Annotated in this window: 21 protein-coding genes and 1 other annotated feature; of the genes, 11 read left to right on the forward strand and 10 right to left on the reverse strand. The window is 56.9% G+C overall.

Features of this window, described 5'->3' with window-relative positions; all coding sequences use genetic code 11:
* Positions 1-29 precede the first annotated feature (29 nt).
* Positions 30-545 carry an S-ribosylhomocysteine lyase gene (gene luxS / locus HMPREF3138_RS09010; RefSeq protein ID WP_019455133.1) on the forward strand — a complete coding sequence of 172 codons (516 nt, stop codon included), beginning with the start codon at positions 30-32 and terminating at the stop codon, positions 543-545.
* A 67-nt stretch (positions 546-612) separates the two neighbouring features.
* Here luxS and HMPREF3138_RS09015 read toward each other — a convergent pair whose 3' ends face one another.
* Together HMPREF3138_RS09015 and HMPREF3138_RS09020 are read right to left on the reverse strand one after the other, a co-directional pair.
* Positions 613-1,902 carry an HlyC/CorC family transporter gene (locus tag HMPREF3138_RS09015; RefSeq protein ID WP_038871814.1) on the reverse strand — a complete coding sequence of 430 codons (1,290 nt, stop codon included), beginning with the start codon at positions 1,900-1,902 and terminating at the stop codon, positions 613-615.
* A gap of 42 nt (positions 1,903-1,944) precedes the next feature.
* Positions 1,945-2,736 (reverse strand): cytochrome C assembly family protein, encoded by a 792-nt coding sequence (locus HMPREF3138_RS09020; RefSeq protein WP_004932506.1) that lies wholly within the window; start codon positions 2,734-2,736, stop codon positions 1,945-1,947.
* A gap of 169 nt (positions 2,737-2,905) precedes the next feature.
* On the opposite strand from HMPREF3138_RS09020, the gene ffh reads away from it, so the two are divergent.
* From ffh to rplS, 5 genes are all read left to right on the forward strand, one after another.
* Positions 2,906-4,267 carry a signal recognition particle protein gene (ffh, locus tag HMPREF3138_RS09025; RefSeq protein ID WP_004932504.1) on the forward strand — a complete coding sequence of 454 codons (1,362 nt, stop codon included), beginning with the start codon at positions 2,906-2,908 and terminating at the stop codon, positions 4,265-4,267.
* Between the two features lie 214 nt (positions 4,268-4,481).
* Positions 4,482-4,730 (forward strand): 30S ribosomal protein S16, encoded by a 249-nt coding sequence (gene rpsP, locus HMPREF3138_RS09030; protein WP_004932501.1) that lies wholly within the window; start codon positions 4,482-4,484, stop codon positions 4,728-4,730.
* 18 nt (positions 4,731-4,748) lie between these two features.
* On the forward strand, positions 4,749-5,297 hold the full coding sequence (rimM, locus tag HMPREF3138_RS09035; RefSeq protein WP_019455135.1) for a ribosome maturation factor RimM: 549 nt from the start codon (positions 4,749-4,751) through the stop codon (positions 5,295-5,297).
* Between the two features lie 52 nt (positions 5,298-5,349).
* Positions 5,350-6,117, forward strand: coding sequence for a tRNA (guanosine(37)-N1)-methyltransferase TrmD (trmD, locus tag HMPREF3138_RS09040; protein WP_038871810.1), 768 nt, complete (start codon positions 5,350-5,352; stop codon positions 6,115-6,117).
* A 48-nt stretch (positions 6,118-6,165) separates the two neighbouring features.
* Positions 6,166-6,522 carry a 50S ribosomal protein L19 gene (rplS, locus tag HMPREF3138_RS09045; RefSeq protein ID WP_015376707.1) on the forward strand — a complete coding sequence of 119 codons (357 nt, stop codon included), beginning with the start codon at positions 6,166-6,168 and terminating at the stop codon, positions 6,520-6,522.
* Between the two features lie 142 nt (positions 6,523-6,664).
* Here rplS and HMPREF3138_RS09050 read toward each other — a convergent pair whose 3' ends face one another.
* From HMPREF3138_RS09050 to HMPREF3138_RS09065, 4 genes are all read right to left on the reverse strand, one after another.
* Positions 6,665-6,892 (reverse strand): ogr/Delta-like zinc finger family protein, encoded by a 228-nt coding sequence (locus HMPREF3138_RS09050; RefSeq protein ID WP_016929021.1) that lies wholly within the window; start codon positions 6,890-6,892, stop codon positions 6,665-6,667.
* 64 nt (positions 6,893-6,956) lie between these two features.
* Entirely contained in the window at positions 6,957-7,472 is a 516-nt protein-coding gene (locus tag HMPREF3138_RS09055; RefSeq protein WP_038871806.1) for a lysozyme, read from the reverse strand.
* Positions 7,456-7,677, reverse strand: coding sequence for an HP1 family phage holin (locus HMPREF3138_RS09060; RefSeq protein ID WP_038871804.1), 222 nt, complete (start codon positions 7,675-7,677; stop codon positions 7,456-7,458). Before HMPREF3138_RS09060 ends, HMPREF3138_RS09055 begins: the two co-directional genes overlap by 17 nt.
* 248 nt (positions 7,678-7,925) lie before the next feature.
* Positions 7,926-8,690, reverse strand: a complete 765-nt coding sequence (locus HMPREF3138_RS09065) for a DUF481 domain-containing protein (protein ID WP_025159658.1) — start codon at positions 8,688-8,690, stop codon at positions 7,926-7,928.
* Positions 8,691-9,196: 506 nt separating this feature from the next.
* On the opposite strand from HMPREF3138_RS09065, the gene HMPREF3138_RS09070 reads away from it, so the two are divergent.
* Complete coding sequence (locus HMPREF3138_RS09070) at positions 9,197-10,273, forward strand: 3-deoxy-7-phosphoheptulonate synthase (protein WP_038871801.1); 1,077 nt, start codon at positions 9,197-9,199, stop codon at positions 10,271-10,273.
* A 3-nt stretch (positions 10,274-10,276) separates the two neighbouring features.
* Positions 10,277-11,398, forward strand: a complete 1,122-nt coding sequence (tyrA, locus tag HMPREF3138_RS09075; protein ID WP_038871798.1) for a bifunctional chorismate mutase/prephenate dehydrogenase — start codon at positions 10,277-10,279, stop codon at positions 11,396-11,398.
* A gap of 61 nt (positions 11,399-11,459) precedes the next feature.
* On the opposite strand, the gene pheA is transcribed toward tyrA, so the two are convergent.
* The 4 genes from pheA to bamD all read right to left on the reverse strand — a co-directional run bounded on the left by pheA (position 11,460) and on the right by bamD (position 14,294).
* A complete protein-coding gene (gene pheA / locus HMPREF3138_RS09080) occupies positions 11,460-12,617 on the reverse strand; it encodes a bifunctional chorismate mutase/prephenate dehydratase (protein WP_038871795.1) in 1,158 nt (385 codons plus the stop codon).
* A gap of 42 nt (positions 12,618-12,659) precedes the next feature.
* Positions 12,660-12,786, reverse strand: a sequence feature (Phe leader region).
* A complete protein-coding gene (locus HMPREF3138_RS26235) occupies positions 12,738-12,785 on the reverse strand; it encodes a hypothetical protein (protein WP_101428074.1) in 48 nt (15 codons plus the stop codon). (Overlaps the previous feature by 48 nt.)
* A gap of 122 nt (positions 12,787-12,908) precedes the next feature.
* Positions 12,909-13,250 carry a ribosome-associated translation inhibitor RaiA gene (gene raiA, locus HMPREF3138_RS09085; protein WP_004932457.1) on the reverse strand — a complete coding sequence of 114 codons (342 nt, stop codon included), beginning with the start codon at positions 13,248-13,250 and terminating at the stop codon, positions 12,909-12,911.
* Between the two features lie 312 nt (positions 13,251-13,562).
* Entirely contained in the window at positions 13,563-14,294 is a 732-nt protein-coding gene (gene bamD / locus HMPREF3138_RS09090; protein ID WP_004932456.1) for an outer membrane protein assembly factor BamD, read from the reverse strand.
* Between the two features lie 131 nt (positions 14,295-14,425).
* On the opposite strand from bamD, the gene rluD reads away from it, so the two are divergent.
* The 3 genes from rluD to clpB all read left to right on the forward strand — a co-directional run bounded on the left by rluD (position 14,426) and on the right by clpB (position 18,838).
* Entirely contained in the window at positions 14,426-15,403 is a 978-nt protein-coding gene (rluD, locus tag HMPREF3138_RS09095; RefSeq protein ID WP_004932452.1) for a 23S rRNA pseudouridine(1911/1915/1917) synthase RluD, read from the forward strand.
* Positions 15,403-16,134 carry a purine nucleoside phosphorylase YfiH gene (gene yfiH, locus HMPREF3138_RS09100; RefSeq protein ID WP_038871790.1) on the forward strand — a complete coding sequence of 244 codons (732 nt, stop codon included), beginning with the start codon at positions 15,403-15,405 and terminating at the stop codon, positions 16,132-16,134. The genes rluD and yfiH overlap by 1 nt, the downstream gene beginning before the upstream one ends.
* Before the next feature lie 130 nt (positions 16,135-16,264).
* On the forward strand, positions 16,265-18,838 hold the full coding sequence (clpB, locus tag HMPREF3138_RS09105; RefSeq protein ID WP_025301647.1) for an ATP-dependent chaperone ClpB: 2,574 nt from the start codon (positions 16,265-16,267) through the stop codon (positions 18,836-18,838).
* The last annotated feature ends 371 nt before the right edge of the window (positions 18,839-19,209 follow it).

A 19,209-nucleotide genomic window follows, 5' to 3' on the forward strand; every position in this document is an offset into this window, starting at 1 on the left:
TAAATGCTCTTTTACGAGGAGGTAGCGAAATGCCATTGCTGGATAGCTTTACCGTCGATCATACCCGTATGGCAGCTCCGGCTGTCCGCGTTGCGAAAACCATGAAAACGCCTCATGGCGATACCATCACGGTGTTTGATCTGCGCTTTTGCCGCCCGAACCTGGAAGTGATGCCCGAGCGCGGCATTCACACGCTGGAGCACCTGTTCGCCGGCTTTATGCGTGACCACCTGAACGGCCAGGGCGTGGAGATTATCGACATCTCCCCGATGGGCTGTCGTACCGGTTTCTACATGAGCCTGATCGGCGTGCCGGAAGAGCAGCGCGTAGCCGATGCGTGGAAAGCGGCGATGGCCGACGTGCTGAAAGTGACCGACCAGCGCAAAATCCCTGAGCTGAACGAATACCAGTGCGGCACTTACCATATGCACTCGCTGGAAGAAGCGCAGGAGATCGCCAAGCACATCCTGGATAACGACGTGGTGGTTAACCACAACGACGAGCTGGCGCTGCCGAAAGAGAAGCTGCAGGAACTGCATATCTAGCCGCGAGTTTCCCGCAGAGATAAAAAAAAGACGCGATTTCGCGTCTTTTTTACTTTCAGGCCGGCGGTCAGTGGTGGCCGACGCTGGACTGCAGCGAGGTGATCGGCGTGACCCGCACCTGTTTGATCATGTTGCCCTGCACGTCGAGAATGTCGATATCGTAGTGGCCGATACGCACCCGGGTGCCGGTTTCAGGGATCTCTTCCAGCTCTTCGAGCAGCATACCGTTGACGGTGCGAGCCTCGCTGGCCGGCAGGGTCCAGTTAAAGGCTTTGTTCAGCTCGCGCACGTTGGCGGTACCGTCGATCAAGACCGAGCCATCGCTCTGCGGCGTGACCTCTTCCGCCAGCGTTGGTGACATTGAGGTGGTGAAGTCGCCGACGATCTCTTCGAGAATGTCTTCTACCGTGACCAGGCCCTGAATGTCGCCGTACTCGTCGACCACGATGCCGACCTTCTCTTTGTTGCGCTGGAACTTCACCAGCTGCACGTTGAGCGGCGTGCCTTCCGGCACGAAGTAGATTTCATCGGCGGCGCGCAGCAGGTTCTCTTTGTTGAACTCTTTTTTCTCGGTCATCAGGCGGTAGGCTTCCCGCACGCGCAGCATGCCGATCGCGTCGTCCAGCGAGCTGCGATACAGCACGATGCGGCCGTGCGGCGAGTGGGTCAGCTGGCGCATGATCGACTTCCAGTCGTCGTTGACGTCGATGCCGACGATCTCGGTGCGCGGCACCATGATGTCGTTAACCGTCACCTTTTCCAGGTCCAGCACCGAGATCAGCATGTCCTGATTGCGGCGGGAGATTTGCGACTGGGATTCGCGCACGATAGTGCGCAGCTCATCCTTGCTGACGGCGTCGCTGATGCGCACGTTGGTGCGGATGCCGAACAGGCGCAAGGTCAGGCTGGTGATACCGTTGAGCAGCCAGACCAGCGGGAACATCACCTTTTGCAATGGCGCCAGCAGGACGCTGCTGGGGAAGGCAATACGTTCCGGATAGAGGGCGGCGAAGGTCTTTGGCAGCACTTCGGCGAACAACAGCACGGCGAAGGTCAGTATGCCGGTCGCGATCGCCACGCCGAGATCGCCATACAGCCGCATGCCGACGATGGTCGCCAGCGCCGAGGCGAGGATGTTGACCAGGTTGTTGCCGATCAGCACCAGCCCGATCAGCCGATCCGGTTTTTGCAGCAGCTTCTCCACCCGACGCGCCGAGCGGTTGCCCTGTTTGGACAGGTGACGCAGGCGATAACGGTTGAGCGTCATCATGCCGGTTTCGGAAGCGGAGAAGTAAGCGGAGACCACGATCATGATCACCAGGATAATGATGAGGGTCCCCGTCGACACATGCTCCAATGCAGTATTCCTTATAGAGAGGGAGAATTGAACCGGGCTGGCTTAGCGCACCATCACCTGCTGAATCAGACGGCTGCCGAAGTAGGCGAGCGTCAGCAGGAAGGCGCCGGCGAAGCTGAACCAGACGACGCGGCGGCCGCGCCAGCCTTCATGGTAATGGCCCCACAACAGCACGATATACACGAACCAGGCCATGATCGACAGCACGGCTTTATGCACGTTCTCTTTGCTGAACAGATTATCCATGTACAGCAGGCCGGTGCACAGGGTGAGCGTCAGCAGCACCACGCCGATCTGGGTGATATGGAACATCTTGCGCTCGATGCTCATCAGCGGCGGCATGTCGGCGCTAAAGGTCAACTTCTTGTTTTTCAGAAGGTAGTCGAGCCAGGCGAGCTGCAAGGCGTAGAGCGCGGCGATGATCAGGGTAGCGTAAGAGAACAGCGCCAAGCCGATATGCACCATCAGTTCCGGGCTGGCCTCCAGGTGAGTGATGAACTCGCCGGGCATGAAGCTGGCGAAGGCCAGGTTGATCATCGCGAAGCTGTAGACGATCGGCAGCAGGAACCAGCCGCGGTCGCGCGAGGCGACGAAGGTCATCACCGAGCAGATGATCAGGCTGACGATGGAGCCAATGTTCAGCAGGCTGAGATTCTGCCCGGCGCTGACGTCAAAGATGCGCTGCTGCAGCGCGATGGCATGGCAAATCAGCGCCACCACCGCCGAGACGAGGGCAAGCCGACGGTATGCGCTGTTCTTCCGCAACAAGCTGGGAATGATCAGTCCAAGGCTGAGCAGGTAGGCCATCAAAGCCACAATGGAGAAAACTGGCATAGCGTTTAATTTTGCTTCGGCGTGGTTAATTGGAGTGTCAGTATAACGTTGCGCGCGTTTCACTCCAACCTATCTCCAACGCTGAGGCAGAGATCCGCCGCGCTTCGTGTTATCATCGGCGCAATTGTGTCGCCGGAGCGGCCTGTCATTACACGTTGAGCATGAGACGATGTTTGAAAATTTAACCGATCGATTGTCGCGCACGTTGCGCAATATCAGCGGCCGCGGGCGGCTGACCGAAGAGAATATCAAGGAAACCCTGCGTGAAGTGCGTATGGCATTGCTGGAGGCGGACGTTGCGCTGCCGGTGGTGCGCGACTTCATCAACCGCGTCAAAGAGAGCGCGGTCGGCCATGAAGTCAACAAGAGCCTGACGCCGGGGCAGGAATTCGTCAAGATCGTCAAGGGCGAGCTGATCGCCGCGATGGGCGAAGTCAACACCGAGCTGAATCTGGCGGCCCAGCCGCCGGCGGTGGTGCTGATGGCGGGCTTGCAGGGTGCCGGTAAAACCACCAGCGTCGGTAAACTCGGCAAATTCCTGAAAGAAAAACAGAAGAAGAAAGTGTTGGTGGTTTCCGCGGACGTTTATCGCCCGGCGGCGATCAAACAGCTGGAAACGCTGGCGGAAGGCGTCGGCATCGATTTCTTCCCGTCTGACGTCAAAGAAAAACCGATCGACATCGTCAATCGCGCGCTGCAACAGGCCAAGCTGAAATTCTACGACGTACTGATCGTCGATACCGCCGGCCGTTTGCACGTTGACGAAGCGATGATGGACGAGATCAAACAGGTGCACGCGGCGATCAAGCCGGTGGAAACCCTGTTCGTGGTCGACGCCATGACCGGCCAGGACGCCGCCAATACCGCCAAGGCGTTTAACGAAGCGCTGCCGCTGACCGGCGTGGTGCTGACCAAGGTCGACGGCGACGCGCGCGGCGGTGCCGCGCTGTCCATCCGTCATATCACCGGCAAGCCGATCAAATTCCTCGGCGTGGGCGAGAAGACCGAAGCGCTGGAGCCGTTCTACCCGGATCGCGTGGCATCGCGCATCCTGGGCATGGGCGACGTGCTGTCGCTGATCGAAGATATCGAAAGCAAGGTCGACCGCGAGCAGGCGGAGAAGTTGGCCAACAAGCTGAAGAAGGGCGACGGTTTCGATCTGACCGACTTCCTGGAGCAGCTCAAGCAGATGCGCAACATGGGCGGCATGGCAAACATGCTGAGCAAGCTGCCGGGCGCCGGCCAGCTGCCGGACAACGTCAAGTCGCAGATGGACGATAAAGTGCTGGTGCGCATGGAGGCGATCATCAACTCGATGACGCTGAAAGAGCGCGCCAAACCGGAAATCATCAAGGGCTCGCGCAAGCGCCGCATCGCGATGGGGGCCGGCATGCAGGTGCAGGACGTCAACCGCTTGCTGAAGCAGTTCGACGAAATGCAGCGTATGATGAAGAAGATGAAGAAAGGCGGTATGGCGAAGATGATGCGCGGCATGAAAGGTATGATGCCGCCGGGCTTCCCAGGCCGCTGACGGGCTCCCGCACGCCGAGTGCGGGCGCTTTCAGCATTCGCCGTTCGCGGTGAAAACCGCCCGAAATTTGACAGGCTGCAAAAGTTGTCCCCTGCGATCGACGCTTTAGATTGCTTTTTGCGCCAAAATGAGTAAAATTTTCGGGCTTTTTATATTGCAACCGGGCCCCGTCCCTCAATGGGGCCCGGCTGTTTTATTAACTAAAGAGGATGTTATGGTAACAATTCGTTTGGCACGTGGCGGCGCTAAAAAGCGTCCGTTCTATCAAGTAGTAGTGACCGACAGCCGCAACGCTCGTGATGGTCGTTTCATCGAGCGCGTAGGCTTCTTCAACCCGATCGCTTCCGGTCAGGCTGAAGCACTGCGTCTGGACCTGGACCGCATCGAGCACTGGGTTGGTCTGGGTGCAACCGTTTCTGATCGCGTTCACGCGCTGATCAAAGACGCTAAGAAAGCAGCTTAATCTGTCGCGGTGGTGGCAATGAGCAAGCAACTCAAACCGGTAGCGCCTAAGCAGCCGATTGTACTCGGTAAAATGGGGTCCGCTTACGGCATTCGTGGTTGGCTCAGAGTGTTTTCATCCACCGAGAACGCCGAAAGCATTTTTGACTATCAGCCGTGGTTTATCCAGCAGGCGGGTCAGTGGCAGCACATCGAGTTGGAAGACTGGAAGCGCCACAGTCAGGATCTGATCATCAAGGTCAAAGGCATTGACGATCGGGACGCGGCGAATCTGCTGACTAATCGCGAGATTATGGTGGATTCTGAGCAACTTCCTCCGCTGGAGGGTGACGATTACTACTGGAAAGACCTGATGGGCTGCCAGGTAGTCACCACCGCCGGCTACGAGCTGGGTAAAGTCATCGATATGATGGAAACCGGCTCGAACGATGTGATGGTTGTGAAAGCGAACCTGAAAGATGCGTTCGGCATGAAGGAGCGGTTGATTCCGTTTCTTCATGGGCAGGTTATCAAGAAAGTCGATCTCACTGCCCGCGTGATTGAGGCAGATTGGGATCCTGGTTTTTGACCCCCGGATCAAACGGTCGAAGCAAGTGGAATAACGGTAAGGGGATTGGCTTGTGTTCATCGGTATTGTAAGCCTGTTTCCTGAGATGTTCCGCGCTATCACCGATTACGGGGTGACTGGCCGGGCAGTAAAAAATGGCCTGCTGAGCGTGCAGTGTTGGAGTCCTCGCGACTTCACCTACGACCGGCATCGCACCGTGGACGATCGCCCCTATGGCGGCGGCCCGGGAATGCTGATGATGGTGCAACCTTTACGGGAAGCCATTCATGCGGCGAAAGCAGCGGCAGGCGAGGGAGCAAAGGTGATTTATCTGTCACCTCAGGGGCGCAAGCTGGATCAAACCGGCGTGTGCGAACTGGCGGCCAATCAGAAGATGATTCTGGTGTGCGGCCGTTACGAAGGGATAGACGAGCGCGTAATCCAAACCGAAATTGACGAAGAATGGTCAATCGGCGATTACGTTCTCAGCGGCGGGGAACTGCCGGCGATGACTCTGATTGATTCAGTCGCCCGTTTCATACCGGGTGTGCTGGGCCATCAGGCCTCAGCGGAGGAAGACTCCTTCGCCGACGGATTGCTGGACTGCCCGCACTATACCCGCCCAGAGGTGTTGGAAGGGATGGAAGTACCGCCGGTTTTGCTGTCGGGCAACCATACCGAGATACGTCGCTGGCGCTTAAAGCAGTCGCTGGGCCGAACCTGGCTTAGAAGACCTGAACTTCTAGAAAGCCTAGCTCTGACTGACGAGCAAGCGGTGTTGCTGGCTGAGTTCCAACGGGAACATCAGGCCAGGCAACAGGACTATGAAGGAAACGTCTGACATCAGACGGGACCGATATATCAGTTTACCTAGGGTAAGAGACATATTATGAGCAACATTATTAAGCAACTTGAACAAGAGCAGATGAAACAAGACGTACCTGCATTCCGTCCGGGTGATTCCGTGGAAGTGAAGGTATGGGTCGTTGAAGGTAGCAAAAAACGTCTGCAGGCATTCGAGGGCGTGGTTATCGCTATCCGTAACCGCGGTCTGCACTCTGCATTCACTGTTCGTAAGATTTCCAACGGCGAAGGTGTTGAGCGCGTATTCCAGACTCACTCCCCAGTAATCGACAGCATTACTGTTAAACGTCGTGGTGCCGTTCGTAAAGCTAAACTGTACTACCTGCGTGAACGTACTGGTAAGGCTGCTCGTATCAAAGAGCGTCTGAACCGCGTTAACTAACGCTGCATCCAAAAGTTAATAGTTATCAGGGGTTGGCCTATGCCAACCCCTTTTTTTATCTGAAAATCCGGCTTCGTTGCATTTGCGAGATTTAACCGCGTTGTAGCGACATTAAAAAGCCTGCATCAGCAGGCTTTTTGCATTACAGCGCGGCGGCGCTTTGTTTATGCTGATTCTCCGGCGGGTGCGGCTGCGCCGGCACAATATCATCGCCAGGCTTAACGATTACCCGTGCAACGGATTCGTGCGTGGCGAACGTGCAGCTGCAGTTGATATTGCGGCATTGATGGTAACGCTCTTTGGTCGACTCGCTCAGATAGCGACTGGAGCGAGTGTGGGCCACGTGACCGCATAGTGGACAGTGCATCATAAGAACCCCCTTGAACAAATTAAGTGAAATTGTTGTGGCATCACCACTTAGGCGAGCGAGCCCGTCATGATGAGGCAATGCCTTGCAAGCACAGTGCGCGTTCCGTGGCGCGTCGCTGTTCCAGCCCCTTGTTTTTCTTTCCGTTTACGTAAACCCAACGTGGCAACTGATCGCAAGCCTGTTGCCACTGGCGCTGCTGCAGCAGCGTGACCAGCGTGGAGTGGCAGGCGGCGCTGATGCCCACGTTGAAGGCGAAGGCGATCACCGCGTCATAGGTTTCTTGTGGGAGCGTTTGCGGCAGGCAGGCGGCCATGCCACGCTCGGTGCGGCGAACATCGTCTACCAAATCCACAGCGGCTTGCCGCTCATCGATAGCCTGGCCCGGGATGACGCCGGCGGTGTGCCCAATGCCCTGTGTCCACACTCCGGCGCTGCACTGGTAAGGCGACAGGCGGCAACCTTCGAGATCGGCGATCAGCCTGAGGCCGGCTTCTGAGGTTTGCAGCTCGCCAAATGACGGTAACAGCACGGCGATGGCCAAAACGGCGGCGACGCTGCAGCGCTTAACGATTGCACTCATCGTAAATTTTCCTCCGTGATGCCGCATTGCGCTCAATGGCCTTTAAGATCTGCAGGCTTTTACGCCGGTAGTACCAGTTCACCAGAAACGTGCCGATTCCTACCGCCGCACCGACTAAAAAGGCAATGTCCTGCGGAGAGAGCCTGCCGAGCCAGGCGAGAAACAGCGCCATGGCGTAGGTGATGAATGAGGTGATTTTCTCCATAGCTTATGCTCGCTTTGTTTACCGCCTCTCGGAACTGAGGCTATCGATGCGTTGCTGACCACTCGCTATCGAAATCCAGCATGCCCCAAGGCTGTATGATAATTACTGTATATACATACAGTATTAAGCTATTTGCTAAAGTCGTCAATGGGTGTGGTGAATATTTTTAGCAGATTGTGCAAGAAAGGGCGGCGGGTATAAAAAAAGCCCATCGATGATGGGCTTCGAGAGAGTCTGGGCGGAGGAGGTTACAGGCCGTAGACCAGCGTGACCGAAGTGGTGGTATCGGTGTTCTTCGGCGCTGAGGCCGGCGGTTTGCTGTTGTAGGTCACGGTGTAGGCCACGCGCAGTGAGAAGCGATCGTTGATCGCCACGTTCAACGCGCTTTCCGAGTTCAGCGTGGTTTCCTCGTTCGCCAGCGCGGAAACGCCTTGAATGAACTTGGTGTTGTCGGTCAGCTGATAGGAATAGTTGGCCGCACCGTAGGCCAGCCCTTTGGTTGAGCGGCCGCCGCCGTGGTATTCGTCATGGCGCACGCCGGGACCGAATTCCACCCGCAGGTCGCTGAGCGGCCCGTTGAGGATTTGACGGCCGTAACCGCCGGTCAGCGTGGAGCGTGAGTCATAACCGTTGAAACGGTCGCTCAGCCAGCTGGCCTGGCCAAACAGGTAGTTGCGATCGGTCAGGTTATAGCGTGTACGGCCACCGGCCTGGTACTTTTCGGACGAGCGCACGTTGGAGGAGGTGGTGTTGTTGGCTGCCCCCCACAGGCTATATGCCGCGTCGGTATTGAACCAGGTCATGTTGGTGTTGGCCAACAGGGTGGAGCTTTGCGAGTTGCCGGACTGGGCGTTGTAGCCCGCCTGCACGTTGCCTTCGAACGGTTTCTTGGCGGTGGCCGGATCGTCCATCGCGGTGAAAAGCGTATTGTCGGCAAGGGCTGAAACACTGGTGAAAGTCGTTAAGCAGCAAATATACAGCGGAAAAGCGCGACGAGCGCGAGAAGAGAGCATCTTGGATCCAGTTGTTAAGGGTGGTTATTGTTGATGACGGTCACATTATATCGGTTCACTTCGGCGACAAAAATAGCCGCCATTAGCTTAAGTTTTTAATTTTTATTCCTCATTTATTCGCTTTTCTTCTACTTAAATTCATCGCTTTCGGCGGCATTTCGTGCTGAGTCTGACGGTATCCGCTACTGCCCGTCCATGGGCGCCGAGACGGGCGGTGTATCTTCCCTGTAAAATTGATTGTACACATATGTTTACGTTATTGGGTTTTGGTTGGCAGGGCGCATAGGCGCGTTTTTAAGATCTTGAGGGTTGTTTATATTGTTGATTTAAATAAATTTAATTGCGTTTCATGGATGTTTTTATACATGTTTTTTCATAAGTAAAAGCACGGTAATTTTTTATTTACGGAAATTGGATTGAAAACTTTACATTGCGTGGTAAGGTAGAGCCCTGAAACGCTCAATGTTCCATTTCAACGCATAACGCCAAACGACAGGAATAGCATCATGCAAAAAGACGCGCTCAATAACGTACACATCAGTGCAGAACAGGTTCTCATCACGCCGGAGGAGCTGAAGAACCAGTTCCCGCTTAGCGCCGACGACGAAAATGAAATCGCCACCGCGCGCAACACCATCGCCAACATTTTGCAGGGGCGCGATCATCGCCTGTTGGTAGTGTGCGGGCCTTGTTCGATCCACGATCCGGATGCGGCGCTGGACTACGCCCGTCGTTTGAAAACCCTGGCGGCTGACTTGAGCGATCAGCTGTACATCGTTATGCGCGTCTATTTTGAAAAACCCAGAACCACTGTCGGCTGGAAAGGTTTGATCAACGATCCGTACATGGATGGTTCGTTTGACGTTGAAGCAGGCTTGCATATCGCGCGTCGCCTGTTGCTGGATCTGGTGGGCATGGGCTTGCCGTTGGCTACCGAAGCGTTGGATCCGAACAGTCCGCAGTACCTGGGGGACTTGTTCAGCTGGTCGGCGATCGGCGCACGCACCACCGAATCGCAGACCCACCGCGAAATGGCTTCCGGCCTGTCGATGCCGGTCGGCTTCAAAAACGGCACCGACGGCAGTCTGGGCACCGCCATCAACGCCATGCGCGCCGCCGCCATGCCGCACCGTTTTGTCGGCATCAACCAGGCGGGCCAGGTTTGCCTGCTGCAGACCCAGGGCAACCCGGACGGGCACGTGATCCTGCGCGGCGGCAAAACCCCGAACTACAGCGCCGAGCACGTTGCGGCCTGTGAAAAACAGATGCTTGAGGCGGGACTCCATCCGTCCTTGATGATAGATTGCAGCCATGGCAACTCGAATAAAGACTATCGCCGTCAGCCGGCGGTGGCCGAGTCCGTGGTGGAGCAGATCAAAGCGGGCAACCGTTCGATCACCGGCATTATGCTGGAGAGTCACCTGCATGAGGGCAACCAGTCTTCCGAACAGCCGCGTGCAGACATGCGTTACGGTGTGTCCGTCACCGACGCGTGCATCGACTGGGAGAGCACGGAAACGCTGCTGCGTCATATGCATCAGGAACTCGGCGCTGCGCTGACGGCACGCACGGGAGAAAAGTAAGTTATGGTGGCAGAACTGACCGCGCTGCGCGATCAAATCGACGAGGTGGACAAAGCGTTGCTGGATCTGCTGGCGAAGCGCCTGCATCTGGTAGCGGAAGTGGGGGAGGTGAAAAGCCGCCACGGCTTGCCGGTTTATGTGCCGGAGCGCGAGGCGGCGATGCTGGCCTCGCGCCGTCAGGAGGCGGAAAACCTCGGGGTGCCGCCGGATTTGATTGAGGACGTCTTGCGCCGCGTGATGCGCGAATCATACGTCAGCGAGAACGATAAAGGCTTTAAAACCCTGTGCCCGCAGCTGCGGCCGATCGTCATCATCGGTGGCAACGGCCAGATGGGCCGGCTGTTCAACCGTCTGCTGACGCTGTCGGGTTATCAGGTCAGGGTATTGGATCAGGAAGATTGGCCGCAGGCGGAACAGCTGTTGGCCGACGCCGGCATGGTGATCGTCAGCGTGCCGATCCATGTGACAGAGCAGGTGATAAGCCGCCTGCCAACGTTGCCCGATGACTGCATTCTGGTGGATTTGGCGTCGGTGAAGAACCGTCCGCTGCATGCGATGCTGGCGGTGCACAGCGGCCCGGTGGTGGGGCTGCACCCGATGTTCGGCCCGGACGTGGGCAGCGTGGCGAAGCAGGTAGTGGTCTACTGCGATGGCCGCCGGCCGGAGGCTTACCAGTGGTTGCTTGAACAACTGCAGGTGTGGGGGGCGCGGCTGCATCGCATCAGCGCGGTCGAACACGATCAAAACATGGCGTTTATTCAGGCGCTGCGGCACTTCGCCACCTTCGCCTACGGGTTGCACCTGGCGGAAGAGAACGTGCAACTGGAGCAGCTGCTGGCGCTCTCCTCGCCGATCTACCGGCTGGAGCTGGCGATGGTTGGCCGCCTGTTTGCGCAGGATCCACAGCTGTACGCCGACATCATTATGTCGTCGGAGGAAAACGTGGCGCTGATTAAGCGTTACTACCAGCGCTTCGGCGAGGCGATAAAGCTGTTGGAGCATGGCGACAAACAGGCGTTTATCGACAGTTTCCGCAAGGTGGAGCACTGGTTCGGCGATTACGCCCAGCGCTTCCTGGTGGAGAGCCGCACGCTGTTGCGGCAGGCTAACGACAGCCGGCAGTAAAACGCGGGCGGTAAACGTAAAGGTAAAGGGTTCGGCTTGGCCGAACCCTTTTTTTATGGTTTCAGGATGGGTTGACCGGCACTACGGTATCGCTCGGGTAACAGCCCAGTACCTTCAGCGAGCGGGTGATTGGTGCCAGATCGCGCAGCGCTTTTTGCATCGCGTCGGCACGCAGGTTGGCCTGCACATCGATATAAAACATCTCTTCCCACGGATTGCCGTTGATCGGGCGTGACTCCAGTTTGGTCATGATGATGCCGTTATCGCGCAGTACCAGCAGCGCTTCGACCAGTGCGCCGGATTGCTGGCCGGTCGCCATGATCAGCGTGGTTTTGGCCGGTACCTGTTCGGAGACGTCAACCGCTTTACGCGCCAGGACGATAAAGCGGGTGATGTTCTGCTGCTGGTTGGCGAGGTTATGTTCCAGCACCTGCAGCCCGTACAGTGCGCCGCCGGCTTCGCTGCCCAGCGCCGCTACCTTCGGCGAATTCAGCTTGGCGACTTTCTCCATCGCGGCGGCAGTGCTTTCGGTGTATTCGATTTTCCAGTGCGGGAAGCGGTTCAGGAACTGGCTGCACTGCTGGAACGGCTGCGGGTGGCTGTAGACGGTTTCAATCTGGCTCAAATCGCTGTCGCCGGCAATCAGAACGCAGTGGTTGATCGGGTTGGTCAGCTCGCCGACGATCGACAGACTGGTGTGTTGCAGCAGATCGTACACCTCGTTAATCGAGCCGGAGCTGGTGTTCTCGATCGGCAGAATCGCGTAGTCCGCCTGGCCGGTTTCCACTTGGGTGAAGATATCCTGAAACTTCTGGCAGCCACATTCGATCAACCGATCGAAGTGGCGGGCAGCGTATTGGCGCGCCGCCAGATGCGAGTAAGAGCCTTTCGGGCCGAGGAAGGCGATGCGGGCGGAGTGCTGGCTGACGGGGTTGAGCTGGTGCTGCAGCAGCGCCTGCTGGGTCAGAACGGAGTCTTCAATGATCAGTTGGAACAGGCGGGTGACGTAGAAGCCGTCCAGGTCGTAAGGTTTGGCGGCGGCGATCAGCGCGTCCAGCAGGTCGCGCTCGCGTTCTTTATCGCGGATCGGGCGGTGGGAGTGCAGCTTGGTCTTGCCGACTTCGATCGCCAGCTCACGGCGTTCCGCCAGCAGGGCCAACAGTTTCAAGTCCAGTGCGCTGATGCGCTCGCGCAGCACCAATAACGGGTTGTCAGTCATAATCAGCTTCCGCCTTCAGTTCTTATTCGTTGTAAAACAGCCATAAAAAAAGCCCCCTGTTTCCAGGAGGCCTTGTTGTTCGTCTTCGCATTCTTTCTCACACGACGAAACGCCTCCCAGTCAGGGGAAGGTAAAAAAGAATGCGAAGAAAAACGGTGTGCGTGGCATGGTCTACCTAAGGTTAATGCGAACAGGTTTTAAAGTAACCGCTGGCTTTTAGCCCGTCAACAAAAATACCCGACAAAAAACGCGCCCTCGGGCGCGTTTGATGCGGCAATCGCTGTCGGACGGTTATTCTTGCTCTTGCGTGACTTCCGGCACGATGTCTTTCACGCTGGCATTGCAGCGGCGCGCTTCGCCTTTGTGCTGCACCTTGTTCAGCTGGCGCTCCAGCTTGGCGATCAGCTCGTTAACGGCGGTGTACATGTCATCATGTTTGGCGCTGGCGACCAGCGGGCCGTTAGGCGTGGTAATGGTAGCGTCGGCGACAAACCCCTGCGGTTCTTTAGATAAGACGATATGCGGGTTTATCAGCTGGGTCTGCCATTTTTCCAGTTTGGTGAGACGGTCTTCGACGTGATTGCGGATTGCGGGAGTGATATCCATTTGTTTGCTGGTAATGTTCAATGTCATATAACTTACCTCTCTGTCTTTCCGTCTTGGTGAATCCAGCATACCCCGCTTTTTGTTTAAATGCGTGATGTAAATCACGATTTTTTGTCACTTTTTGCAAAGTTAGTTCAATCTGTGATTCAGCATCTGAATTGGCTATCTAATGCTTGAGAGTTGCCGCCGGATGGCGCATTATCGATGAGTTGACCGGTGAGGAGCGCTAGCTAACACCGTGTTTTTACTTGTGTATTTTTCCAGTAAAAAACCGGTCCACGCCAATGAAAACGGCAGCCGAGGCTGCCGTTTTGTTTTTCTGCCGTTGCCGACGCGCGCTTATTGCGGGTTGGCAGCGATCACTTTGGCCACTTTGTCAGCCTGGCCGTTCAGCTGCAGCTGCTTGTAGGCATTTTCCATCAGCGGCAACACGTCGTGCGTCGCTTTGGTATCCGGGAATTCACGCAACATCTGCTCTGCGCGATTAACGACCGCGACGTAAGCACCGCGTTTAGTGTAGTATTCCGCCACCGAAAGCTCATACTTGGCCAAGCGGTCTTTCAGATATACCAAACGCTTGTTGGCGTCGGTCGCGTATTGGCTGTTCGGGTATTGCTGAATCAACTGGCTGAAATCGCGGAACGCAGCGCGAGCGTGCTGAGGATCGCGGTCAGAACGGTCAACCCCGAAGAAGCCCTGCAGTGCGCTGTCATCGAGCGCCATGTCGGTCAGACCGCGCATGTACATCACGTAATCGATGTTCGGGTGCGTCGGGTTCAGACGCATGAAGCGATCGATGGATGCCTGAGCCATTGGCAAGTCGGCAGCCTTATAGTAGGCGTAAATCAAATCCAGCTGGACCTGCTGGGAATACGGCCCGAAAGGATAGCGGTTATCTAACGCTTCGAGTTGCGTAATCGCGCCCTTGAAGTTACCGTCCTGCAGTTTTTGCTGCGCGGTAGCATAGATTTCCGAAGGTGGGTTGTCGGGAACCGCATCCTTGGATGTGGAGCAACCTGCCAGCGCCAGGCTCAACGTGGCTGCCGCCACCAGATATTTCATACGCGTCATGACGTTTTGATTATCCTCAGGGTGTTATTCCGGGAGACTGTCCGTTAAGCTCCCGACAAAGACCAGGTACAATAGCACATTATATTAAACGGCATCGCCGTGAAAACCCAACGTTAACGAAGAAGCTGCATATGGCACAACAAGTACAACTCACCGCAACGGTGGCCGAATCTCAACTCGGACAACGTTTAGATCAGGCTTTGGCCGAATTGTTCCCTGATTATTCACGATCTCGCATAAAAGAGTGGATCCTGGGCGATCGGGTGAAGGTCAACGGCAAAACGTCAAACAAACCGAAAGAGAAGGTGCTGGGCGGAGAGACCGTCGCCATCGATGCACAGATTGAAGAAGAGGCGCGTTGGGAGCCGCAGGATATCGCGCTGGATATCGTCTATGAAGACAGCGACATCCTGGTGATCAACAAGCCGCGCGATCTGGTGGTGCATCCTGGCGCCGGTAACCCGGACGGCACGGTGCTCAATGCGTTGCTGCATCATTACCCGGAAATCGCCGACGTGCCGCGTGCCGGCATTGTGCACCGTTTGGATAAAGACACCACCGGACTGATGGTGGTGGCGAAAACCGTGCCGGCGCAAACCCGGCTGGTGGAAGCGCTGCAGGCGCGTGAAATTACCCGCGAATACGAAGCGGTGGCGATCGGCACCATGACCGCCGGCGGCACGGTAGAAGAGCCAATCGCGCGTCACTCCACCAAGCGCACCCACATGGCCGTGCACCCGATGGGTAAACCGGCGGTGACGCACTACCGCATCATGGAACACTTCCGCGCGCACACTCGTCTGCGTTTGCGCCTGGAAACCGGCCGTACTCACCAGATCCGCGTACACATGGCTTACATCAGCCATCCGCTGGTGGGCGATCCGCTGTACGGTGGCCGTCCACGTCCGCCGAAAGGCGCTTCGGAAGCCTTCATCAACACGCTGCGCGGCTTTGACCGCCAGGCGCTGCACGCCACCATGCTGCGTTTGTACCACCCGATCAGCGGTATCCAGATGGAGTGGCATGCGCCGCTGCCGCAGGACATGGTCGATCTGATCAACGCGCTGAAGGCGGACACCGAAGAATTCAAAGATCAGATGGACTGGTAATGAACTCGCTCATTCTGCCCGACTGGCCGTTGCCTCCCGGCGTTAAGGCCTGCAGCACCACGCGCGGCGGCGGCGTCAGCCTGCCGCCTTATGACTCGCTGAACCTCGGTACCCACGTCGGTGACGAGGAGCAAGCGGTGAAGCGCAATCGGGAACGGTTGGTGACCGTCGCCGGCTTGCCGCAGATGCCGGTGTGGCTTGAGCAGGTACACGGTACCCGTGTGGTGACGTTGACGGGGCAAGCGCCCGCCGATCTGCGGGCGGATGCGGTGTACAGCAACGTGCCGGGGCAGGTGTGTGCCGTGATGACGGCGGATTGTCTGCCGGTGCTGTTCTGCTCGCAGAACGGCGGCGAAGTGGCGGCTGCCCACGCCGGCTGGCGCGGGTTGTGCCACGGCGTGCTGGAGCAAACTGTGGCGGCGTTCAGCGCCGCACCGGGCCAGATCAGCGCCTGGCTGGGGCCGGCGATCGGCCCGCAGCAGTTTGAAGTCGGGCCGGAGGTGCGTGCCGCCTTTATCGCGGAAGACGCCGAAGCCGCGGCGGCGTTTACGCCGCACGGCGATAAGTTTTTGGCTAATATCTACTTACTGGCCCGCCAACGCTTGTTGCGGGCAGGCGTGCAGGCCATCTATGGCGGCGACCGCTGCACGGTTAACGAAAAGAGTCATTTTTTCTCCTATCGACGCGATGGAATAACCGGACGTCTGGCAAGTTTAATCTGGCTGATATAACCTATTGAATTAGGACGATCCAACGACGCATGGCGTTGTACCGAAAATTTAGCGTCGAGATAACCTTGAAAATTTGAGGGATGACCTCATTTAATCTCCAGTAGCAATTTCGACCCATCTTGGAGGTGTTATGCGTCTGGATCGTCTTACCAACAAATTCCAGCTTGCCCTCGCCGATGCCCAGTCACTAGCCCTTGGGCACGACAACCAGTTTATTGAACCGCTACATCTGATGAGCGCCCTGCTCAATCAGGAAGGGGGCACGGTTCGTCCACTATTAACTTCCGCAGGTATCGATGCCGGGCGCGTGCGCACCGAAATCGAACAGGCACTGTCCCGCTTACCGCAGGTAGAAGGCACCGGTGGCGACGTTCAACCGTCCCACGAGCTGGTGCGCGTCTTGAACCTGTGCGACAAGCTGGCGCAGAAGCGCGCGGACAAATTCATTTCTTCCGAGCTGTTTGTGCTTGCGGTGCTGGAAGACCGCGGCTCGTTGACCGACTTGTTGAAAGCGGCCGGCGCAACGGCCGACAAAATCAGCAAAGCCATTGAACAAATGAGAGGCGGTGACAGCGTGGAAGACCAAGGCGCCGAAGACCAACGGCAAGCATTGAAGAAATACACGATCGATCTGACCGAACGCGCCGAGCAGGGCAAACTTGACCCGGTAATCGGCCGTGACGAAGAGATCCGCCGCACCATCCAGGTGCTGCAGCGCCGTACCAAAAACAACCCGGTGCTGATCGGCGAGCCTGGCGTGGGTAAAACCGCCATCGTCGAAGGCCTGGCGCAGCGCATCATCAACGGCGAAGTGCCTGAAGGGCTGAAGCACAAGCGCGTATTGTCCCTCGATATGGGCGCCTTGATCGCCGGCGCCAAGTATCGCGGCGAGTTTGAAGAGCGCCTGAAAGGCGTGCTCAACGACCTGGCCAAGCAGGAAGGCAGCGTTATCCTGTTTATCGACGAACTGCACACCATGGTTGGTGCCGGTAAGGCGGATGGCGCGATGGATGCGGGCAACATGCTCAAACCGGCGCTGGCGCGCGGCGAGCTGCACTGCGTCGGCGCGACTACGCTCGATGAATATCGTCAGTATATAGAGAAGGATGCGGCGCTCGAACGTCGTTTCCAGAAAGTGTATGTGGCGGAGCCGAGCGTGGAAGACACCATCGCTATCTTGCGCGGCTTGAAAGAACGTTACGAGCTGCACCACCACGTGCAGATCACTGACCCGGCCATCGTGGCGGCGGCAACGCTTTCGCACCGTTATATCGCCGATCGTCAATTGCCGGACAAGGCTATCGACCTGATCGACGAAGCGGCGTCCAGCATTCGTATGCAGATGGATTCCAAGCCGGAATCGCTCGACAGGCTTGAACGCCGCATAATTCAGTTGAAGCTGGAACAACAGGCGTTGAATAAAGAGTCTGACGACGCCAGCAAGAAACGCCTGGACATGCTCAGCGACGAGCTGGGGCAGAAAGAGCGTGAATATTCGGAGCTGGAAGAAGAGTGGAAAGCGGAAAAAGCCTCGCTCTCCGGCACCCAGAACATCAAGGCCGAACTCGAGCAGGCCAAAATCACCCTGGAGCAGGCGCGCCGCGTCGGCGATCTGGGGCGGATGTCGGAACTGCAGTACGGCAAAATCCCTGAGCTGGAGAAACAGCTCGCCGCCGCCACGCAGGCCGAAGGCAAGAGCATGAAGCTGCTGCGCAACCGGGTGACCGATGCGGAGATTGCTGAAGTGCTGGCGCGTGCGACCGGGATCCCGGTTGCCAGAATGCTGGAAGGGGAGCGTGACAAACTGCTGCGTCTGGAGCAAGAGCTGCATTCGCGGGTTATCGGTCAGGATGAAGCGGTCAGCGCGGTTTCTAATGCTATCCGCCGTAGCCGCGCCGGGTTGTCCGATCCTAACCGGCCGATCGGTTCGTTCCTGTTCCTCGGCCCGACCGGGGTGGGGAAAACCGAGCTCTGCAAAGCGCTGGCTTCGTTCCTGTTCGACAGCGACGACGCCATGGTGCGTATCGACATGTCCGAGTTTATGGAGAAACACTCCGTTTCTCGTCTGGTCGGGGCGCCTCCGGGTTATGTCGGCTATGAAGAGGGCGGTTACCTCACGGAGGCCGTGCGCCGCCGGCCTTATTCGGTGATTCTGCTGGATGAAGTCGAGAAAGCGCACCCGGACGTCTTCAATATTCTGTTGCAGGTGTTGGATGACGGCCGACTGACCGATGGTCAAGGCCGTACCGTCGATTTCCGCAATACCGTGGTGATCATGACGTCTAACCTGGGCTCCGATCTGATCCAGGAGCATTTCGGTCAGATGAACTATGCACAGATGAAAGAGTCGGTGATGGAGATGGTGAGTCATCACTTCCGTCCGGAGTTCATCAACCGTATCGACGAAGTGGTGGTGTTCCATCCGCTGGGCGAGAAACACATTGCTGCAATTGCCAAGATTCAGCTGTCGCGTCTGTACAAGCGTTTGGAAGAGCGCGGTTACGAAGTGACCATGACCGAACCGGCCCTGGCGCTGTTGAGCAAAACCGGTTACGACCCTGTGTATGGTGCGCGTCCGTTGAAACGCGCTATTCAGCAGGAGATCGAGAACCCGCTGGCGCAGCAAATCCTGTCCGGTAAGCTGATCCCCGGCAAGCTGGTCACGCTGGATGTGGAAAACGACCATATCGTGGCACGCCAATAACGGCAATCGAGCGTCATAAAGATGAAAGGGAGCGGGTGACCGCTCCCTTTTCTTTTATCTTTGTTTGTCCCTATTTACGGTGTTTGCCGCTATTGCTGCGCTAAAAGCGGTATTTTTTGACTAATAAACATCCTAAAAAGGTATTTTGGGTGATTATTTGAGCGGTTGAAAAGTTTTTTGCATTTAGGGGTTGCGGCCCGCCGAGAACTCCCTATAATGCGCCTCCACTGACCGGGAACAACGACTGACAAGCCGCCGGGTCAGCGAGAGGAAAGCGAAATAAACGCTTGACTCTCCGGGTGAAAAGCGTAATATGCGCAGCCCGCGCCGATGAGTTTATCGGCACTGCTCTTTAACAATTTATCAGACAA

The sequence above is a fragment of the Serratia sp. HMSC15F11 genome, from assembly GCF_001808215.1.
Taxonomy (GTDB): Bacteria; Pseudomonadota; Gammaproteobacteria; order Enterobacterales; family Enterobacteriaceae; genus Serratia; species Serratia nevei.